This is a genomic window from Variovorax sp. YR750 (assembly GCF_900109805.1).
Taxonomy (GTDB): domain Bacteria; phylum Pseudomonadota; class Gammaproteobacteria; order Burkholderiales; family Burkholderiaceae_C; genus Variovorax; species Variovorax gossypii.
The window spans coordinates 56581-74925 of the sequence record NZ_FOBJ01000022.1 but is presented as its reverse complement, the minus strand read 5'-3'; the positions used below and the strand labels follow the sequence as shown (position 1 = coordinate 74925).

Genomic DNA, 18345 nt, shown 5'->3' with positions numbered 1-18345 from the left:
ATCGTCGGGTCATGAACACCTCGAACTCCCCCGCGACTGGCATCGCCCGGATCGGCGACGCGCCGAAGGGCGGCTCCGTCCTCGGCTTCTACGCACCCAAGGGTTCGGCCCGCCCGCCGCGCGTCGCCCGCGGCGAAGGCATCTTCCTGTGGGACGCGAACGGCAAACGCTATCTCGACGCAACCGCCGGCGCCGTCGTCGCGAACATAGGCCACGGCAATCCGCGCGTGCTGGCCGCGATGACCGAACAGGCATCGAAGGTGACCTTCGCGTACCCGCGTTTCTTCGAGAGCGAGCACAACATCGCGCTGGCCGACCGCGTCTGCGGACTCGCGGGCGAGGGCTTCGACCGCGCATTCTTCGTGTCGGGCGGATCGGAGGCCAACGAGGCCGCGATCAAGCTGGCGCGCCAGTACGCGGTCGTGACCGGCCAGGGCGGCCGCTCGAAGGTGATCTCGCGCGATCCGAGCTACCACGGCTCGACGCTCGGCGCGCTGGCGGTCACCGGCGATGCCAACACGCTCGACCTGTACGGTCCGATGGTGCGCCCGATGCCCAAGGTGCCGGCCCCCTTGTCATACCGCGTGCCCGATGGCCACACGGTCGAGTCGCACGAGAAGGCGTGCGCCGACGCGCTCGAGCAAACCATCCTGCGCGAAGGCCCGGAGACAGTGCTGGCCTTCATCCTCGAACCCATCGGCGGCCTCTCGACCGGCGCGGTGGTTTCCTCGGCCGCCTACTTCCGACGCGTGCGCGAGATCTGCAACCGCCACGGCGTGCTGCTGATCTTCGACGAGATCATGAGCGGTGCCGGCCGCACCGGCGCCTTCCTCGCCGCGCACCACTGGGAAGACGCGCGCCCCGACCTCGTCACGCTCGCCAAGGGCCTGGCCGCCGGCTACACGCCGCTCGGTTGCCTGCTCGCACCGAACAGGATGGTCGATGCGATCGCTGGTGCCGGCGGCTTCGTGCATGGCCACACCTACTTCACGAATCCGCTGTCGTGCGCGGTCGCGCGCGCGGTGGTCGACGAGGTCGTGCGGCAAGACCTCATGGTTCGCGCACGCGACATGGGCGAACTGCTGATGGCACGCCTGCGCGACATCGCGTCGCGCTCGCCGGTCGTCGGCGACGTGCGCGGCAAGGGTCTGCTTACCGCCATCGAAATCGTCTCGGACAAGGCGAAACGCAGCCAGCTGCCGGTCGCTTTCAACGCACCCGCACGGCTTACCGAGCACGGCTTGAAGCACGGCATCGCGCTCTACAACCGCCGGGCCAACCTCGGCGCCTTCGGCGATTTCCAGATGATCACGCCGCCGCTCACGATCACCGAAGCGGAGATCGACGAATTGGCCGAGCTGCTCGACAAGTCGCTGACCGATCTTGCCGACGAGGTCGCCCGCAAGGGCCTCGCGCGCTGAACCCGGCGACCGCACCGATTCCGCAACCCCACCCAGGAAAGCCCCCGATGAAGCTCTCTGCCACCCTCAAGGCCGCATTCGCCTGCACTGCATTGTCCTTCGCCGCCGCGGCCGCGGCGCAGATCAACACCACGCACGGTCCGCTCAAGCTCATCGTCGGCTATCCGGCCGGCGGCTCGGCCGACGTGCAGGCGCGCACGCTCGCCGACAAGCTGGCCGCCGAACTCGGCACGATCGTCGTCGTCGACAACCGCACCGGCGCAGGCGGCGCGATCGCGGCCGACTACGTTCGCACGGCGCCGGCGGACGGGCTCACCGTGCTGCTCGCCAACATGCACATGATGGTCATGCTGCCGCTCACTACGAAGTCGGTGCGCTACGACCCCGTCAAGGACTTCAAGCCCGTCGGCCGCATCGTGAGCTTCTACGAAGGCATCGCGGTGCCCGCGGAGCTGCAGGCCAGGGATGTGAAGCAGTGGCTCGACATCGCCGCCAGGGATCCGAAGAAGGCGAACTACGGCGTGCCTGCGCCGGGCAGCGTCTCGCAGTTCATGGGCTACCGCCTCGGCAGCGACGCCAAGGCGGGGCTCGTGGCCGCGCCCTACCGAGGCGCCGCGCCGCTGGTGCAGGACCTGCTCGGCAACCAGATCTCGGCCGGCATCATGCCCATTGCCGATCTCGTCGCGCACCAGCAGTCGGGCAAGCTCAAGGTGCTGGCGGTGAACGGCACCCGACGTGCCGCATTGCTGCCCGACGTGCCGACGCTCAAGGAACTCGGCCAGCCGCACTTCGACAACCTGGAATGGACCGGCCTCTTCGTGCCGGCCGGCACGCCGCGGCCCATCGTCGACCAGCTGCATGCGGCGCTCGGCAAGGCACTCGCCAACAAGGACGTGCAGGAACGGCTGCTGAAGCTCAGCAGCGATCCGAATCCGAGCACGCCCGAAGAACTCTCGGCGCTCATCGTCGACGACATCAAGCGCTGGGCCCCGGTGGTGAAGGCCTCCGGCTTCACGTCGGAATGACAGCGACCGCCCCGCACCCGATCCCGCCGCACAAACCGCTGCAGCTGCCCGGCCTCCACGGCTACGCCGATGCCAAGACCGTGGCGGCGGGCGATCTCGTCCGCTTCCATGTCAGCAGCGACGTGCCTTACGAATTCGCGGTCTACCGGCTGGGCAGCGACGTCGAAGGACGCAGCGACGACGTGGCGCTCGAAGCATTCGCGCCGCATCAGGCGCGCGTTCAGCCGATCCATCCCGGCTCCTATGTGCATGTTGAACGCGGCTTGCCGGCCGGCCTACCGCTGCGCGGGTTGAGCTTCGAATGCTGGATCAAGCCCTGGACGGTCGATGTACGGCAGGCCATCGTCAGCCAGCACAACGATCCCGCGCACCGCGGCTTTGCGCTCTTCATCGAACCAGGCGGGGCACTGTCGTTCCACCTGGGAGACAACGCCGCGCCATCGCACGGCCGGCTCGCGACGCGACGTTGGCAGCACATTGCCGCCACGTGGAACGGCGAGCTCGCAACGCTCTGCATCGATGGCGTGTGCGTCGCGGAGTGGCCCGCACTGCAGGCCGTCCAGCCCGCAACCGCGCCGCTGCGGCTCGGCGCGAGCGCCATCGGCGGCCAGGCCGACCTGTTCCTCGAAGCCGACCTCGTCATGCCGGCGTTGTACGACCGGGCGCTGTCGACCGGCGAGATCGCCGCGCGCCGCGAACAACGCGGATTGCAGATCCCGACGGGCCGCTCGGTACTCGGCTGCTGGCCGCTGCGGGAAGAACGCGGCTCGCAGGTGGCCGATGCCAGCGGGCATCAACGCACCGGCCGCATCGTCAACCACGCGACCTGGATGATCGTCGGCCCGGCCTTCGAGCCCGGCAAGGTCGGCCACTATGAAGAAGACGAATCGCCCTACGACCCGCTCCACGATCCGACGCGCGGGCACGGCCTGCGTTTCGCCGGCGATGATCTCTACGACTGCCGCTGGGACGCGGTGCACGAATTCCGCGTTCCCGGCGACGCCAGGTCCGGCGTCTACGTCGGCCGCGCGCGCTTCGACATCGAAGGCCGCAAGGCGGACTACGACATCACTTTCATCGTGCGCAAGCCCGCGCACGTGGCGCCCGCTCCTGTCCTCGTGCTGTGCGCCGTCAACAGCTGGCTCGCCTACGCCACCACGCCCTTCGCGAAGAACGTGGTCGACGATCCGGTGTGGCCGCGCCGTTCGGAGGGCCTCGAGAACAGCCATCCCGAAGCGCCGGCCTTCAGCAGCTACGTCTACCACCGCCACGGCCAGCCCTGCTACCAGGTCGGCCTGCGCATGCCCTGGCCCAATGCCAGCCCCAACGCGCTCTACGACCCGGCCGCGAGCGGCTTCAGCCAGTGGACGCGGCTCGAGCGTCACCTGCACGTATGGCTCGAGAAGCAGGGCTACGACTACGACGTGGTTGGCGACATCGACCTGCACCGCGACCCGTCGCTGCTCGCGCGCTACAAGACCGTCTTCATCAACGGCCACAGCGAATACTGGTCGCTGCCGGGCGTGGAGGGGCTCGACGATTTCCTGAAGCGCGGCGGCAGCGCGGTCGTGCTGTCGGGCAACACCATGTACCTGCGCGTGAGCTACGACGAGGACTTCTCCGTCATGGAGCAGCGGAAGGTCAACGGGCCCGATCACGACGAGGCCAGACCGCCCGTCGGCCCGCCAGCGGGCGCGTTCGGCGAGCAGTACCACAGCCAGGACTGGGCGCGCGGCGGACGGCTCAAGGCATCGGGCCGGCCGGCCGCGGACATCATCGGCCTCGAAACCGCGGGCTGGGCCTTCGCCGACGGCGACGACTTCGGCGTCTACCACGTCGAGCTGCCGGCGCATGCGCTCTTCAACGAGCCGCAGCCGCTGGGCCTCGGCAAGGGTGAAACCTTCGGCCATGCGCCCGGCGGCGGGCTGCCGCGCGCCATCGGACACGAGTGGGACCTGACCCTCTCGACCCTGGCGAAGATGACGAAGCGCTGCCCTCCGGGTGCTTCCCTGCCCATCGCGCAAGAGGGCATCGAGGTCATCGCCAAGGGCATCCGGCGCGTCCCGGGGAAGATGGACGCCTACCTCGACCACTACTCGAGACTCACCGAATCGCTCGACGGACTGTCGGCCGAGATGATCTATTGGGAGCGGCCGCAAGGCGGGCGCGTGTTTCATGCAGGCGCAGTCGGCGCGGCCTGGGTGGTTGGCAGCGACCCGCTCTTCGGAAAGTTGCTCGGCAATGTGCTGCATCGTTTCGGTGTGACACCCAGGAACCCCTCGCGAGTTCACTCCAGCAAGACTGCGCCATGACCACGCATCCAGAAATCGCTCCTCACGCCGTGTCCGCACCGTCCGATGCACCCTTGTGGACACCCACGCCGGGCCGCAAGGAGCGAGCCCTGATCACCCACTTCGAGGCCTGGCTGGATCGCGAGCGCGGCCTTCGCTTCGAGAACTACGAGGCTCTGTGGCAATGGTCGGTGACCGACCTGGAGGGCTTCTGGAGCGCCGTCCTGGCCTTCTTCGAGCTTCCGTTGCGAACACCGTACGAGAGTGTCCTGTCCGGCGAAGACATGCCGGGCACCCGCTGGTTCGAAGGCGCCCGGCTCAACCTGGTCGACCAGGTGTTCCGCCACGCGCGCCTTGCCTCGCCCGCGATCGTTTTCGAAAGCGAGGCCTCGGGCACCGGCGCCATGAGCTGGGTCGAGCTCCAGCGCCAGGTTGCATCGGTGGCCCAGGCCCTGCGCGAGCTGGGTGTGCAGCAGGGTGACCGCGTGGCCGGCTACCTCCCCAACATCCCCCAGGCGGTCGTTGCGTTCCTGGCCGCCGCCAGCCTGGGCGCGGTGTGGTCCCTGTGCGCACCAGACATGGGGCCGGTGAGCGTGGGCGACCGATTCCGGCAGATCGCGCCCAAGGTGCTGGTCGCGGTGGATGGCTATCGCTTCGGCGGCAAGCCGTTCGACCGCCACGGGGCGCTGGACGAGATCCTGCGCGAGCTGCCGACAGTCACCGGCATCCTCTGGATTCCGCATCTTGACGCGGCTGCGCCTCCACCCGCGCAGACCGAGAGCCGCACGACGATGTACTGGCAGGAGGCCATCGCGCGCGAGGCGGCCTGGCAACCGGCGGCCCTACCGGCGGACCACCCCCTGTGGATCCTCTACTCGTCGGGAACGACGGGGCTGCCCAAGGCGATCGTCCACGGCCACGGCGGGGTGCTCGCGAACGGCATGGTGAACATGGTCCTGCACGGCGACCTGCACCCGAGCGAACGCGTCTTCTGGGCGGCCAACACGTCGTGGATGGTCTGGAACGCGCATGTCCTGGGGCTGCTAGGGGGCGCCACCCTCGTGCTGTACGACGGCGCCGTGACCGGTGCCGGTGCCGAGCCGGACTGGGGCCACCTGTGGAAGCTGGTGGGCCGGCTGGGCGTTCATGTATTCGGCGCCGGCGCCGCGATCCACCACGCGTGCCTGAAGGCCGGCATCGTGCCGCGCGAGATCGCGGACCTGGGGCAGTTGCACACGGTATCGTCCACCGGTTCTCCCCTGTCACCCGAGGCCTGCGAATGGCTGTACGGCGCCGTCAAGCGCGACCTCTGGCTCAACATCGTTTCCGGTGGAACGGACATTGCCGGCGGCTTCCTGGTGGGGCTTCCCACCCTGCCGGTGCGCACGGGCGAGATGCAATGCCGCACCTTGGGCGCCTGCGTGCAGGCGTGGAACGATGCCGGCCAACCCGTGCTGGACGAGGTGGGGGAACTGGTGTGCACCCGGCCCCTGCCTTCGATGCCGCTGTACTTCTGGGGAGATGCGGGCCATCGGCGGTACCTGGAGAGCTACTTCGAGAGCTTCAGGGACAGCCAGGGCCGAAACGTCTGGCGGCATGGCGACTGGGTGCGCCTGGTGCCGCGGCCAGACGCCACGGCGGGCGTGATCTACGGCCGTTCGGACGCCACCATCAACCGCCAGGGCGTGCGCATGGGAACGTCCGAGCTGTACCGCGTGGTCCAGGGCATGGCCGAAGTGATGGACAGCCTGGTCGTGGACCTGGAGTACCTCGGGCGCGATTCGTACATGGCGTTGTTCGTCCAGCTGCAGGCCGGCATCCGGCTGGAGGAGCCGCTGGAGCAGCGCATCCGGCAGGCCTTGCGCACGGGCCTGTCGGCACGCCATGTACCCAACGAAATCATCCAGGTGCACACGATCCCGAAGACCATCACCGGCAAGAAGCTGGAGCTGCCTGTCAAGAAGCTCCTGCTGGGCCACGCGCTCGAGAAGGTCGTGAGCCGCGATGCGCTGGCCGAACCCGAGAGCATCGACTGGTACGTGGATTTCGCAGAAAGGTACCGGCGCCGCGTGGGCTGATGCGATCACCCAGTGGGCACATGCGGACGATGGCATGCTCCATAAGGAAATGCGTCACCCCTAGAACAAGTCCGTCTTTGCGCTAGCACCGGGACGCTCCTACCGTCATGGCTCCAACATCGACGTCGAAGAGGAAGTCACGTGAGCCCGTCCAGCCCGTCCCGAATTTCCAGGCGCATCCGCCGCATCAAGCCCTCCCCCAGCAGCGCCGCTGCGGACCGGTTCGCCGAGCTGCGCAGGGCCGGCAAGGACATCATCAACCTCGCCATCGGCGAGCCCGATTTCGACACGCCCGCGCACATCCGCGAAGCAGGCTGCGCGGCCATCGAACGCGGTGAGACGCGCTACACGCCCGTCGCCGGCACGCTGGCCCTGCGCGAAGCCATCGCGGCCAAGCTCCTGCGCGAGAACGGCCTGACCTACAGCCCGCGCGAGATCATCGTCACGGTGGGCGCCAAGCATGCGCTGTTCAATGCGCTGTCGGTAACGGTCGAAGAAGGGCACGAAGTGATCGTGCCGGCGCCATACTGGGTGTCGTACCCCGACATGGTGCTGGCCTGCGACGGCACGCCGATCACCGTGGCCTGCAAGGAAGAAGACGATTTCCGGCTGACGCCCGAGGCGCTCGAAGCGGCCATCACGCCCGCCACGCGCTGGCTGGTCTTCAATTCGCCCACCAATCCCACGGGCACGACCTACACCGCCGAACAGCTGCGCGCTCTGGCCGACGTGCTGATGCGCCACCCTCAGGTCATGGTGCTGACCGACGACATCTACGAGCACATCCGCTTCACCGATGCGGCGCCGCCCCATCTGCTGGCCATCGAGCCGGGCCTGCGCGACCGCACGCTGGTGGTGAACGGCGTGTCGAAGACCTACGCGATGACGGGCTGGCGCATCGGCTATGCAGCCGGCCCCGCGGACATCATCGCGGCGCTGGACATGCTGCAATCGCAGTCGACCAGCGGTGCCTCGTCGGTGAGCCAGGCCGCCGCCGTGGCGGCCCTGAACAGCGACGCGGCCTTTCTTCCCGGCTGGGTTGCCACCTACAGGCAGCGCCGCGACAAGGCGACCCGCCTGCTCAACGACATTCCGGGCATTCGCGCCCGCGCACCGGGCGGCGCGTTCTACCTCTACCCCCACTGCGGCGGCCTGATCGGCAAGCGAACCCCCGAGGGCAAGACGCTGGAGACCGACAACGACGTCGTGATCTACCTGCTCGAAGCGGGTGGCGTCATGGTGCTGGCGGGCACGGCGTACGGGGTGTCGCCCTACTTCCGCATGTCGACGGCCACGAGCGTCGAGCAGATCGAGGAAGGCTGCCGGCGCATCGCCTCGGCGGTGGCAAAGCTCGCCTGATCCCCGGCCTGTGGGCCTGCAGGCCTTGCCTATCAAGAATCCTTATAGGCGAAGGTCCATAACGTATTGGCCGCCGCAGCAGCCTCTTCCTACTATTCCTTCAACCCTTCCATGACCCGGAGAAAAGCAATGAGCTACCCCACGAACTCGAGATTGCGCGGCGCGGCCCTGGTGGTCATTGCCGCGATCGCCGGCTTCTGTACGCTGGCCCCCGCCAGCGCGCAGACCGACACCTTCAAGGTCGGCGTCATCGCCCCCATGAGCGGGCCCAATGCCCGCTACGGCGCCTTCGCGAACAAGGGCGCGGCACTCGCCGCCAAGGAAATCAATGCCGCGGGCGGCGTGCTCGGCAAGCAGATCGAGCTCGTGAGCGGGGACAGCCAGTGCGTGCCCGCGGAGGGCGTGGCCGCCATGCAGCGCATGATCAGCCTGGAGAAAACACCAGTGATCATCGGCGACGTCTGCAGCTCGGTCACGCTGGCGATGCAGCCACTGGCCGAAGAGTCGAAGGTTCTGCTCGTGAATGCGGCCTCGTCGAACCCCGACATCACCTACAAGGCCGGCGTGGGCGGCTTCAAGTGGACCTTCCGCAACTACCCGACCGACGAGGTGCGGGCCGCGACGGTGCTGGAGTACGCGTCGAAGACCAAGGGCTTCAAGAAGTTCGCGGTGCTCTCGGTCGACAGCGACTACGGCCGCGGCGCCATCAAGTTCACCAAGCGCTACCTGCCGAAGTACGAAGGCGCCGAGATCCTGAGCGAGGACTACTACAAGGATTCGGAGACCGACTTCCGCTCGGTGCTGAGCAAGATCCGCCGCTCGGGCGCGCAGGCCATCTTCCTCTACGGTCAGGCCGACACCACCCCGATCATCGCCCGCCAGATGCTCGAACTCGGGCTGGCCGGCAAGGTCGCGCTGGTCGGCAACGGCGAGTTCAACACCAAGGAAACCATCGCCGCCGCGCCGAAGGTCATGAACGGCGCGGTCGAGGCCGCCGCCTGGCTGCCCGAGGTGCCCGCACCGCGCAGCCTCAAGTTCGTCGAGGACTACAAGAAGGCCAACGGCGGCGAGATGCCGAACAACCATGCCTACACGCACTACGACACGCTGAACCTCGTCGTGGCCGCGATCAAGAGCGCCAACAGCCTGAAGGCCGAGGACATCCGCAACGCCCTGGCGAAGATCAAGTACGACAGCCCCATGGGCGTCGTGACCTTCGACGACCACAACCAGGCGGTGATGCCCATGGTGCTGCTCGAGATCACCGACGGCAAGCCGGCCATCAAGGGAATGATCGCGACCAAGGTCGACTACGCGGCCGGCGCGAAGTGAAGAAGAAGCGCCTTCTGCGGCCTGAGATAACACCGTGAGCTCATTCCTTCTCGAACAGATCGTCAACGGCATCATCACCGGGTCGGTCTACGCCCTGGTGGCCGCCGGCATGACGATGATCTTCGGCGTGCTGCGGGCCATCAACTTCGCCCATGGCGAGTACTACATGCTGGGCACCTTCGCGGCCTGGTGGGTCATGTCGAAGCTGATGGCCGACTACAGCCTGGCCATCGTCGGCGGCGTGGCCATCGTCAGCGTGATCGCGGTGCTGATCGGGCGCAGCGTGATGCAGCGGCTCATCGGCCAACCGTTCCAGGCCGGCGTGCTGGCCACGCTGGGGCTTTCGCTCATCCTGCAGAACGTGGTCATCCTGGCCTTCGGCGGTGGCTACAAGGTGTTCTCGGGCGGCTGGCTCGAACCCATCGAGCTCGGCGACTTCGGCATGTCGCAGCAGCGCGTGATCCTGGTCGTCGTCACCCTCGCGGTGTTCGCCGGCCTCGAATGGATGGTGCGCAGCACGCGCCTGGGCCGCTCGATTCGTGCCGTGTCACAGAACATCGAGTGCTGCCAGGTCAACGGCATCGACGTCGAGCAGGTGGTGCGCCGCACCTTCCTGATCGGCGTGGCCATCGCTGCGCTCTCCGGCATCCTGACGGGGCCGATCAACGTGAGCATCTACGGCGGCATGGGCGAGTCGATCACGCTGAAGACATTTGCCGTCATCGTTATGGGCGGCATGGGCAACGTGCGCGGCACGCTCATCGCCGGCTGCCTGCTGGGTGTCGTCGAGAGCCTGGTGGCCGGCTTCATCGGCCTGCAGTACCGCGACTCCGTCGGCTTCATCGTGCTTCTGCTCATGCTCATGTTCCGGCCGCACGGCCTGTTCAGCAGCAAGGCCCGCTTCTGAGAGCGTCAACGTCATGAAACAGGCAATCTTGTCAAACACCACGCTGGACACGCCGCGTCTGCCGACCGCCCGGGTCGCCGCGGTCAACTGGAGCGCATGCGCCGTCGGCGTGGTCGCGCTGCTTTGCGCGCCGCTCTTCCTCGGCGACTACTACCTGCACGCGATGGTCCTCGCGATGATCTTCCTGCTGCCGGCACTCGGCCTGAACCTCATCCTGGGCTACACGGGCATGCTGTCGCTCGCGCAGGGCGTGTTCTTCGGGCTCGGCGCCTATGCGTCGGCCCTCATGTCGATCCACTTCGGCACGCCGTTCCTGGTGAACTTCCTGGTCGCGGGCCTGGTGGCCGGGCTGGTCGCGCTGCCGCTGGGCATTCCGGCGCTGCGGCTGCGCGACACCTCCTTCGTGATGTGCACGCTCGGCATGGTGGTCATCGCGCAGATGGTGTCGAAGAACTGGATCGACCTGACGCGCGGCGACATGGGGCTGTCGGGCGTGGCCCGGCCGCGCCTGGGCTTCGGCGACTGGGTCTACACCGTCATCAAGGCGCCCGAGTACTTCTACCTGGTGCTCGCCGTTGCCGCACTGGCGGTTGCTGCGTTCGTCGCACTGATCCGCTCACCCGCGGGCCGCTGCATGGTTGCCATTCGCGACAACGAGACGCTGGCCGAGTCGCTGGGCGTGCCGACCTGGACCTACAAGCTCCTGGTCTTCATGCTGAGCGCCGTCTTCGCCGGGCTCGGCGGCAGCCTCTACGCGCATTTCTCGACGGTCGTGAGCCCGCTGGTCTTCCAGGCCTACTACTCCAACACCATCCTGATCATCGTGCTGGGCGGTGGCGTGGGCAAGGTGCCGGGCGCCATCATTGGCAGCTTCGTCTTCGTGGCGGTGTCCGAGGCATTGCGCATTACGCCGGAGCTGCGCATGGTGATCTACGGCTTCGTGCTGCTGGGGCTGGTGTTCCTGTTCCCGCAAGGTCTGGCGCCGCTGTTCCAGCGCGCGGCAGAACGCATTGCCGGTATCGGAAAGGGGCCGCGCGATGTCCGCTGAACCCGCAATGCTTCGCATCGAAGGCCTGCGCAAGAACTACGGCGCTGTTGCGGCGCTCCAGGGCGTGGACATCGAAGTCCGCCGCGGCGAGGTGATGGGGCTCATCGGCCCCAACGGCTCCGGCAAGTCGACCCTGTTCGACTGCTGCACCGGCCTGCAGCGCAGCGACGCGGGCCGCGTGCTGCTCAAGGGCGTGGACATCACCGGCTGGCCGATGAACCGCATCGCCCGCGAGGGCCGCTTCCTGCGCAGCTTCCAGAAGACGGTGGTCTTTCCGACGCTGGACTCCGAAGAGAACCTCGTGCTGGCCGGACAGATGTCGCGCTTTCCGAATGTGCTGTCGACCTTCTGGGTCGGGCCGTCGGCCAGGAAGCGCATCCAGGCCCTGCGCGAACGCGCGAAGGAACTGATCGAGGTGACCGGGCTGGCACGCGTGGCGCACCTGCCGGCCGGCAACATGTCCGGCGGGCAGCAGAAGCTGCTGCAGTTCGCCTCGATGCTGATGCCCGAGCCCGAGCTGATCCTGCTCGACGAACCGCTGGCGGGCATCAACCCCGTGCTCATCGAGAAGGTCATCCAGTGCATCGAGCACGCGAACCAGAAGCTGGGCGTGACCTTCGTGGTGATCGAGCACAACACCGACGTGCTGATGAACCTCAGCCACCGCGTGGTCGTGCTGCACCAGGGCGCCAAGCTGGCCGACGCCACGCCGGAGGAAGTCGTTCGCAACCCGGAGGTCATCGAGGCCTACCTCGGCGGTTGACACGAAAGAACAACACCATGGAACTCGAAATCGACAACCTCCGCGCCGGCTACGGCCATCTGGACATCCTGCACGGCGTGGACCTGAAGATCCGGCACGGCGAATTCGTCACGCTGCTGGGGCCCAACGGGGCCGGCAAGTCGACGCTTCTGAAGTCGCTCTTCGGCATGACCACCCACAAGGGCGGCGCGATCCGCTGGAAGGGCAAGGACATCGCGGGCCTGCGCCCGCAGGCGATGCTGGGCCACGGCATTGCGTACGTACCGCAGGGCCGATGCAACTTCCAGCTGATGTCCATCGACGAGAACCTGGAGATGGCGGCGTACACCATCAAGGGCGGCGACCTGAAGGGCGAGCGCGAGTACGTCTACGACCTCTTCCCCATTCTGCGCAAGCGCCGCAACGAGCTCGCCGGCAACATGTCCGGCGGCGAACAGCAGCTGCTCGAGATGGCGATGGCCGTGCTGCGCCGCCCCGAGATCCTGCTGGTGGACGAACCCTCGGTTGGGCTCTCGCCGCAGGCGATCACGCTGGTCTTCAACGAACTCAAGCGCCTGCACAAGGGCGGCCGAACCATCCTGCTGGTCGAGCAGAACACCCGTAAGGCCATGGAGGCCGCAGAGCGCGCCGTGGTGCTACGCCTGGGCAAGGTCATCTGGGACAGCCCGGTCGAGGCGCTGAGCACCGCCGACCTGGGCGAACTGTTCATGACGGGCAGGCGCGCATCCGACGCGGCCACTGCCTGAGCACCACACATCTCAACCGAACACTCAAGGAGCTGAAAGGCATGAAACTGGCATTTGACACGGGTGGCACGTTCACCGACTTCGCGATGACGGAAGACGACGGCACCATCCTGCTGCACAAGGTTTTGAGCACGCCCGACGCGCCCGCACGCGCCGTGCTCCAGGGCGTGGACGAACTGCTGGCCAAGGTGCGCGCCCGCGATAGCGGCAAGGCCAAAGGCAACGGCCAGCTGCAGATTCTTGGCGCGACCACGGTCGTGACCAACGCGGTGCTGGAGCGCCGCGGCGTGCACACCGCCTTCATCACCACCGACGGCTTCCAGGACATGCTGCGCATTCGCACGGAGGGGCGCTATGACCTGTACGACCTGCGCATCCAGTACCCCGATCCGCTGGTGTCGCGCGAGCTGTGCTTCGGCGTGGAAGAGCGCATTGCCGCGGATGGCACGGTGATCAAGGCGCTCGACGAAGACGGCGTGCGCACCATCGCCCGCATGCTGCTTGACAAGAAGGTGGAGTCGGTGGCCGTGTGCCTGCTGCACGCCTACAAGTACGCGCAGCACGAGCGGCGCGTGGCGGAGATCCTGGCCGAGGTCGCGCCGGGCATCTCGGTCTCGCTGTCTTCGACGGTGTGCCCCGAAGTGCGTGAATACGACCGCGCCTCGACCACCGTCGTCAACGCCTACACGCGGCCGATGATGGTCGGGCATGTGAACCACCTCGAGCGCGAGCTGTCGCAGCGTGGTGTCGAAGGGCAGCTGCTCTGGATGACGTCGAGCGGCGGCGTGGTGCCGAGCTCGTCGGCTTCGCGCACACCGGTGCGGTTGATCGAGTCGGGGCCGGCCGCTGGCGCCGTCGCGGCGGCGGACTATGCGCGCCAGGCCGGCGAGTCGAGCGTGCTGTCGTTCGACATGGGCGGCACGACCGCCAAGCTGTGCCTGATTCCGAACGGCCAGCCGATGGTGGCCAACGATCTCGAAGTGGCCCGCCACGAGCGCTTCCGCAAGGGCAGCGGCTTTCCTCTCAAGATCCAGTCGATCCACATGATCGAGATCGGTGCGGGCGGCGGCAGCATCGCGGCGCGCAACAAGCTCGGCCTCCTGGGCGTGGGGCCGCGCAGCGCGGCGGCGGCGCCGGGGCCGGCCTGCTATGGACGCGGCGGCACGGAGCCCACGGTGACCGATGCCGACCTGCTGCTGGGCTACCTGAACGAAAACTCCTTCCTGGGCGGCGACTTCGCGCTCAACAAGCCCGCCGCCGAATCGGCGATGGCACGGCTCGCGAAGGAGCTCGGCATTTCGCTCGAGCGCTGCGCCTGGGGCATCCACGACATGGTCAACGAGAGCATGGCCGAGGCCGCCTCGATGCAGGCCACCGACAGCGGCGTCGATCCGCGCGCCCTGCCGCTGATCGCCTTCGGCGGGGCAGGGCCGGTGCATGCCTACGGCGTGGCCCGCAAGCTGGGCATCCGCAAAGTGATCTGCCCGCTGGGCGCCGGTGTTACCTCAGCCATCGGGCTGCTGGGTGCGCCGGTGGCGGCGGACCTGTCGGCAAGCCTGCCGATGCGCATCTCGGCATGGAATCCGAGCGCGGTGAACGTGGTGAAGGCCACGCTCGCGGACCAGGGGCGCGAAGTGGTGCTGGCGAGCAAGGTGCCGGTGGACCACATCAGCTACTCGTACACCGTGGACATGCGCCACGTGGGCCAGGGCTACGAAATCTCCGTGCCGTTGCCGGAGCTGGACCCGGCGGACCCGAAGTTCATCGAGGAGCTGCTGGCCCGCTTCCATGCCAACTACGTGGCCCTGTACGGCCGCGCCGTCAGCGGCACCGACGCGGAAGTCATCACCTGGCGCGTGCGTGCCAGCGGGCCGAAGGCGCCGGTCTCGCTCGCAAGCCTGCGCGGCGAGTCGAATGTGGCGCGCGATGCACGCAAGGGCACGCGGCCGGTCTTCTTCCCGGAGCTCGGCAAGTACGTCGACACGCCGGTCTACGACCACTATGCGCTGGTGCCCGGCGTTCCGGTCGAGGGGCCGGCGATCATCGAGCAGCGCGAGTCGACCGTGGTGATGGGGCCCAACGCCAGCGCCTCGCTCGATGCCCAACACAACCTGATCATGCTTTTGTCCTGAGGTCTTCTTGCCATGTCCATGCTCAAACCCGACTTCAACGACCCGATCACCCTGCAGGTGATGTGGGACCGCCTGGTCTTCATCGCCGACCAGGCCGACAGTGCGCTTGGCCGCACGGCCTTCTCGCCGATCGTGCGCGAGAACCACGACTACGTGAACGTGCTGCTGGACGCCAAGGGGCGCGCGCTCGCACAGTGCACCTGGTCGATTCCGGTGTTCATCACCACGCTGCCGATGGCGGCGCAGAACTACTTCCTCAAGGCCTTTCCGCCCGAGTCGCTGGAGCCCGGCGACGTGCTGGCCACCAACGACCCGGTGATCGGCACCGGCCACCTGCCGGACATGGTCATGCTCACGCCGATCTTTCGCAAGGGAAAGATCGTGGGCTATGCGGGCAGCATCGCCCACCTGCCGGACATCGGCGGCCGGCCGCAGTCGCCGGACTCGACCGACATGTTCGAGGAAGGCATCCGCATCCCGATGCTCAAGCTGTTCAAGGCCGGCAAGCCGAACACCGATGTGTTCGCCGTCATCGAGGCCAGCGTGCGCCTGCCGCACGAGGTGCGCGGCGACATCCAGAGCATGGTGGCCGCCAACGAGGTGATGAGCCGCGAGCTCACGCGCTTCATGGACGAGTACGGCCTCGAAGACTGCGACGGCCTCGGCGAGGCGATCTTCAGCCGCTCGGAGCGCCACATGCGCAAGGCCATCGCGGCCTGGCCGAACGGCAGCTACAAGGCCGACATGACGATCGACGGCTTCGAGTCCGACGTGAAGCTGTGCGTGAGCGTGGAGGTGCGCGACGACTCCATCCACGTCGACTACACCGGCACCTCGCCCGAGGTGGCGCGCGGCATCAACGTGGTGCCGCACTACCGCGTGGCGCACAGTGTGTATGCGCTCAAATGCCTGCTCGATCCTGAGACGCCGAACAACGAGGGTTGCATGGTCGCGCTGACCGACTCGGCGCCTGCCGGCTCCATCCTCAACCCGCGACCGCACGCGGCAGGTGCCGCGCGCAACCTCGTGGGCCATTGCATTCCCAGCCTCATCTTCAAGGCGCTGCAGCACGTCGTGCCCGAAGGCGCGATGGGCGACAGCGGCGGCGCGCCGATCTGGGGCATCAACTGCCAGGGCCAGCGCTCCGACGGCACGGCCTACGGCAGCGCGCAGAACTTCCACGGCGGGCAGGGCGGACGCTCGTCGATGGACGGCCTGGACACGCTGAGCTTTCCGTCCAACTGCCGCGTGACGCCGATCGAGATGTACGAGCTCGCGGTGCCCGTGCTCACCGAGTGCAAGGAGCTCATTCCGGACTCGGGCGGCCCCGGCAAGTTTCGCGGCGGGCTGGGCCAGCGCGGCGTGATCCGCAACCTGTCGGACCGCGAGATGAACATCTACCTGAGCACCGAGCATGTGAAGTACCCGTGCCTCGGCGTGCTGGGCGGCCAGGCCGGACGCAACGGTGCGGTGCTGCACGACGGCAAGGCCGTGTTCCCGAAAGGCCGGCTGGTGCTGGCGCCGGGCGAGCGTCTCACGATCGAACTGCCGGGCGGCGGCGGCTGGGGCGATGCGCAGCAGCGCTCGCGCGACCTGGTCGAAGACGACTTGCGCCAGGGCCTCGTCAGCATGGCCGGCGCGCAGGCCGACTATGGGTACGAGGCCGAGGCGGGCTCCGAAACGCAGAAGGCGGTGGCGTGATGGCCGGCGCACTGAAGGGACAGGTCGCACTCGTCACCGGTGGCGGCTCGGGTATCGGCCGCTCCACCGCGCTGATGCTCGCAGCAGAGGGCGCGCGCGTCGTCGTGATGGGCCGCAGACTTGGACCGCTGCAGGCGGTGGTCGAAGAGATCCGGAGCGCCGGTGGCGAAGCCTGGGCCCGGCAGGCCGACCTGCAGGAGCGCGAGCAGCTCATCGCGCTGGTGCAATGGACCGAGAAGGAGGTCGGCCCCATCGGCATCCTCGTCAACAACGCGGGCCTCACCAGCCGCGTGCGCAACATCCGCTGGATCGAGCCGGACGACTGGGAGTCCGCCATGTCGGTCAACCTGACGGCGGTCTACGTGCTGATCCAGGCCGTGCTGCCGGGAATGCTCGATGCCGGTGCCGGCACCATCGTGACCGTGTCCTCACTGGCTGCCGTGCGCCCGAACCTGCTGGGCGGTGCGCCCTACGGCGCGGCCAAGGCGGCGGTAACGAACCTGATGGGCTTCGTGCACGGCACCTTCCGCAACAACAACATCCGCTCCACCACCATCCTGCCCGGCGAGGTCGACACGCCGATCATGGACACGCGCGTGCGCCCGCCGAGCGCGCAAGAGCGCGCCGCCATGGTGGCGCCCGACGACGTGGCGCGCGCCATCCTGCTGGCCTGCACGCTGCCGCAGGGCACCACCATCGAGCAGCTGGTGATCAGCCCGACCCGCGCGCGCGACCAGGGCCCCGACATCGAGATCAGCCGCTGGCTCGGCGCCCCCGACGGAACACCCGGCAAACCCTGAACGAGACAAAAGAGCATGAGCGACACCCTTCATCAACGCCTGGCACGCGGCGACTCCGTGCTGATGGTCAACCCGAACCATGTTTCACCCACGCTGTGCGAGAAGCTCGTGCGCTCGGGCGCGGACTCGGTCTTCATCGACTGCGAGCACGGCCTCGCCAGCTTCGAGGACATCCATCACATGGCCAAGGCCGCGCGCTATGCCGGCGGCTTCGGCATAGCGCGCCCGCAGAACCAGGAGCGCTCCACCATCACGCGCTGCCTCAACGCGGGTGCGGACGGCGTGATGGTGCCGCTGATCCACACCGCGGAGATCGCGCGCCAGGTGGTGCACACCTTCCGCTATGCCTGCCCCGACGATCACGCGACGAGGCTGCTGGTCGGCATGGTGGAGTCGGTCGAGGCGGTGCGCAACCTCGACGAGATCCTGGCGGTCGAAGGCATCGACGTGTTCTTCGTCGGGCCCGGCGACCTGTCTCAGTCGATGGGCTACTCGCCCGCGGTGGCCCCGGGCAAGCGCCGCCCGCAACCCGCGCTCGACCTGATCGACCAGACGCTGCAGCGCATCCGCGCGGCAGGAAAGATCGCGGGCACCCTGGTCGTGAAGCAGGACGTCGAACACCTGGTGTCGATGGGCGCGCAGCTGCTGTACTACCACGCGGACCCGTTCGTGACGGAAGGCGTGGCGGCGATGCGCAGCCTGTCGCAGCCGATGGCGGCCGCCGCACACTGAACTGAGCTTC

The 18345-nt window shown here is 67.7% G+C and carries 14 protein-coding genes; all 14 read left to right on the top strand.

Annotation, left to right across the window (positions count from 1 at the left end):
• The first annotated feature begins 11 nt into the window (after positions 1-11).
• The 14 genes from BMY35_RS33950 to BMY35_RS33885 all read left to right on the top strand — a co-directional run bounded on the left by BMY35_RS33950 (position 12) and on the right by BMY35_RS33885 (position 18335).
• Positions 12-1421: an aminotransferase family protein gene (locus tag BMY35_RS33950; RefSeq protein ID WP_093208962.1), complete on the top strand. Its 1410-nt coding sequence runs from the start codon at positions 12-14 to the stop codon at positions 1419-1421.
• Between the two features lie 47 nt (positions 1422-1468).
• Positions 1469-2446: a Bug family tripartite tricarboxylate transporter substrate binding protein gene (locus BMY35_RS33945; protein ID WP_093208960.1), complete on the top strand. Its 978-nt coding sequence runs from the start codon at positions 1469-1471 to the stop codon at positions 2444-2446.
• Positions 2443-4758, top strand: a complete 2316-nt coding sequence (locus tag BMY35_RS33940; RefSeq protein ID WP_093208957.1) for a LamG domain-containing protein — start codon at positions 2443-2445, stop codon at positions 4756-4758. The genes BMY35_RS33945 and BMY35_RS33940 overlap by 4 nt, the downstream gene beginning before the upstream one ends.
• The gene (locus BMY35_RS33935) at positions 4755-6815 is read left to right on the top strand and encodes an acetoacetate--CoA ligase (protein WP_093208955.1); all 2061 of its coding nucleotides are present in this window, start codon (positions 4755-4757) and stop codon (positions 6813-6815) included. The genes BMY35_RS33940 and BMY35_RS33935 overlap by 4 nt, the downstream gene beginning before the upstream one ends.
• A gap of 141 nt (positions 6816-6956) precedes the next feature.
• A complete protein-coding gene (locus BMY35_RS33930; protein WP_093208952.1) occupies positions 6957-8174 on the top strand; it encodes an aspartate transaminase in 1218 nt (405 codons plus the stop codon).
• A 129-nt stretch (positions 8175-8303) separates the two neighbouring features.
• Entirely contained in the window at positions 8304-9506 is a 1203-nt protein-coding gene (locus BMY35_RS33925) for an ABC transporter substrate-binding protein (RefSeq protein WP_093208949.1), read from the top strand.
• A 34-nt stretch (positions 9507-9540) separates the two neighbouring features.
• Positions 9541-10413 (top strand): branched-chain amino acid ABC transporter permease, encoded by an 873-nt coding sequence (locus BMY35_RS33920; RefSeq protein WP_093208947.1) that lies wholly within the window; start codon positions 9541-9543, stop codon positions 10411-10413.
• A gap of 13 nt (positions 10414-10426) precedes the next feature.
• Positions 10427-11461: a branched-chain amino acid ABC transporter permease gene (locus BMY35_RS33915; RefSeq protein WP_093208944.1), complete on the top strand. Its 1035-nt coding sequence runs from the start codon at positions 10427-10429 to the stop codon at positions 11459-11461.
• Positions 11451-12224, top strand: coding sequence for an ABC transporter ATP-binding protein (locus BMY35_RS33910; protein ID WP_093208942.1), 774 nt, complete (start codon positions 11451-11453; stop codon positions 12222-12224). The genes BMY35_RS33915 and BMY35_RS33910 overlap by 11 nt, the downstream gene beginning before the upstream one ends.
• A 17-nt stretch (positions 12225-12241) precedes the next feature.
• A complete protein-coding gene (locus tag BMY35_RS33905; protein WP_007836487.1) occupies positions 12242-12970 on the top strand; it encodes a branched-chain amino acid ABC transporter ATP-binding protein in 729 nt (242 codons plus the stop codon).
• Positions 12971-13011: 41 nt separating this feature from the next.
• Complete coding sequence (locus tag BMY35_RS33900; RefSeq protein WP_093208939.1) at positions 13012-15102, top strand: hydantoinase/oxoprolinase family protein; 2091 nt, start codon at positions 13012-13014, stop codon at positions 15100-15102.
• 12 nt (positions 15103-15114) lie between these two features.
• Positions 15115-16803 carry a hydantoinase B/oxoprolinase family protein gene (locus tag BMY35_RS33895; RefSeq protein ID WP_093208937.1) on the top strand — a complete coding sequence of 563 codons (1689 nt, stop codon included), beginning with the start codon at positions 15115-15117 and terminating at the stop codon, positions 16801-16803.
• Complete coding sequence (locus tag BMY35_RS33890) at positions 16803-17603, top strand: SDR family oxidoreductase (RefSeq protein WP_093208934.1); 801 nt, start codon at positions 16803-16805, stop codon at positions 17601-17603. Before BMY35_RS33895 ends, BMY35_RS33890 begins: the two co-directional genes overlap by 1 nt.
• A gap of 15 nt (positions 17604-17618) precedes the next feature.
• Complete coding sequence (locus BMY35_RS33885) at positions 17619-18335, top strand: HpcH/HpaI aldolase family protein (protein WP_093208932.1); 717 nt, start codon at positions 17619-17621, stop codon at positions 18333-18335.
• Positions 18336-18345 lie beyond the last annotated feature (10 nt).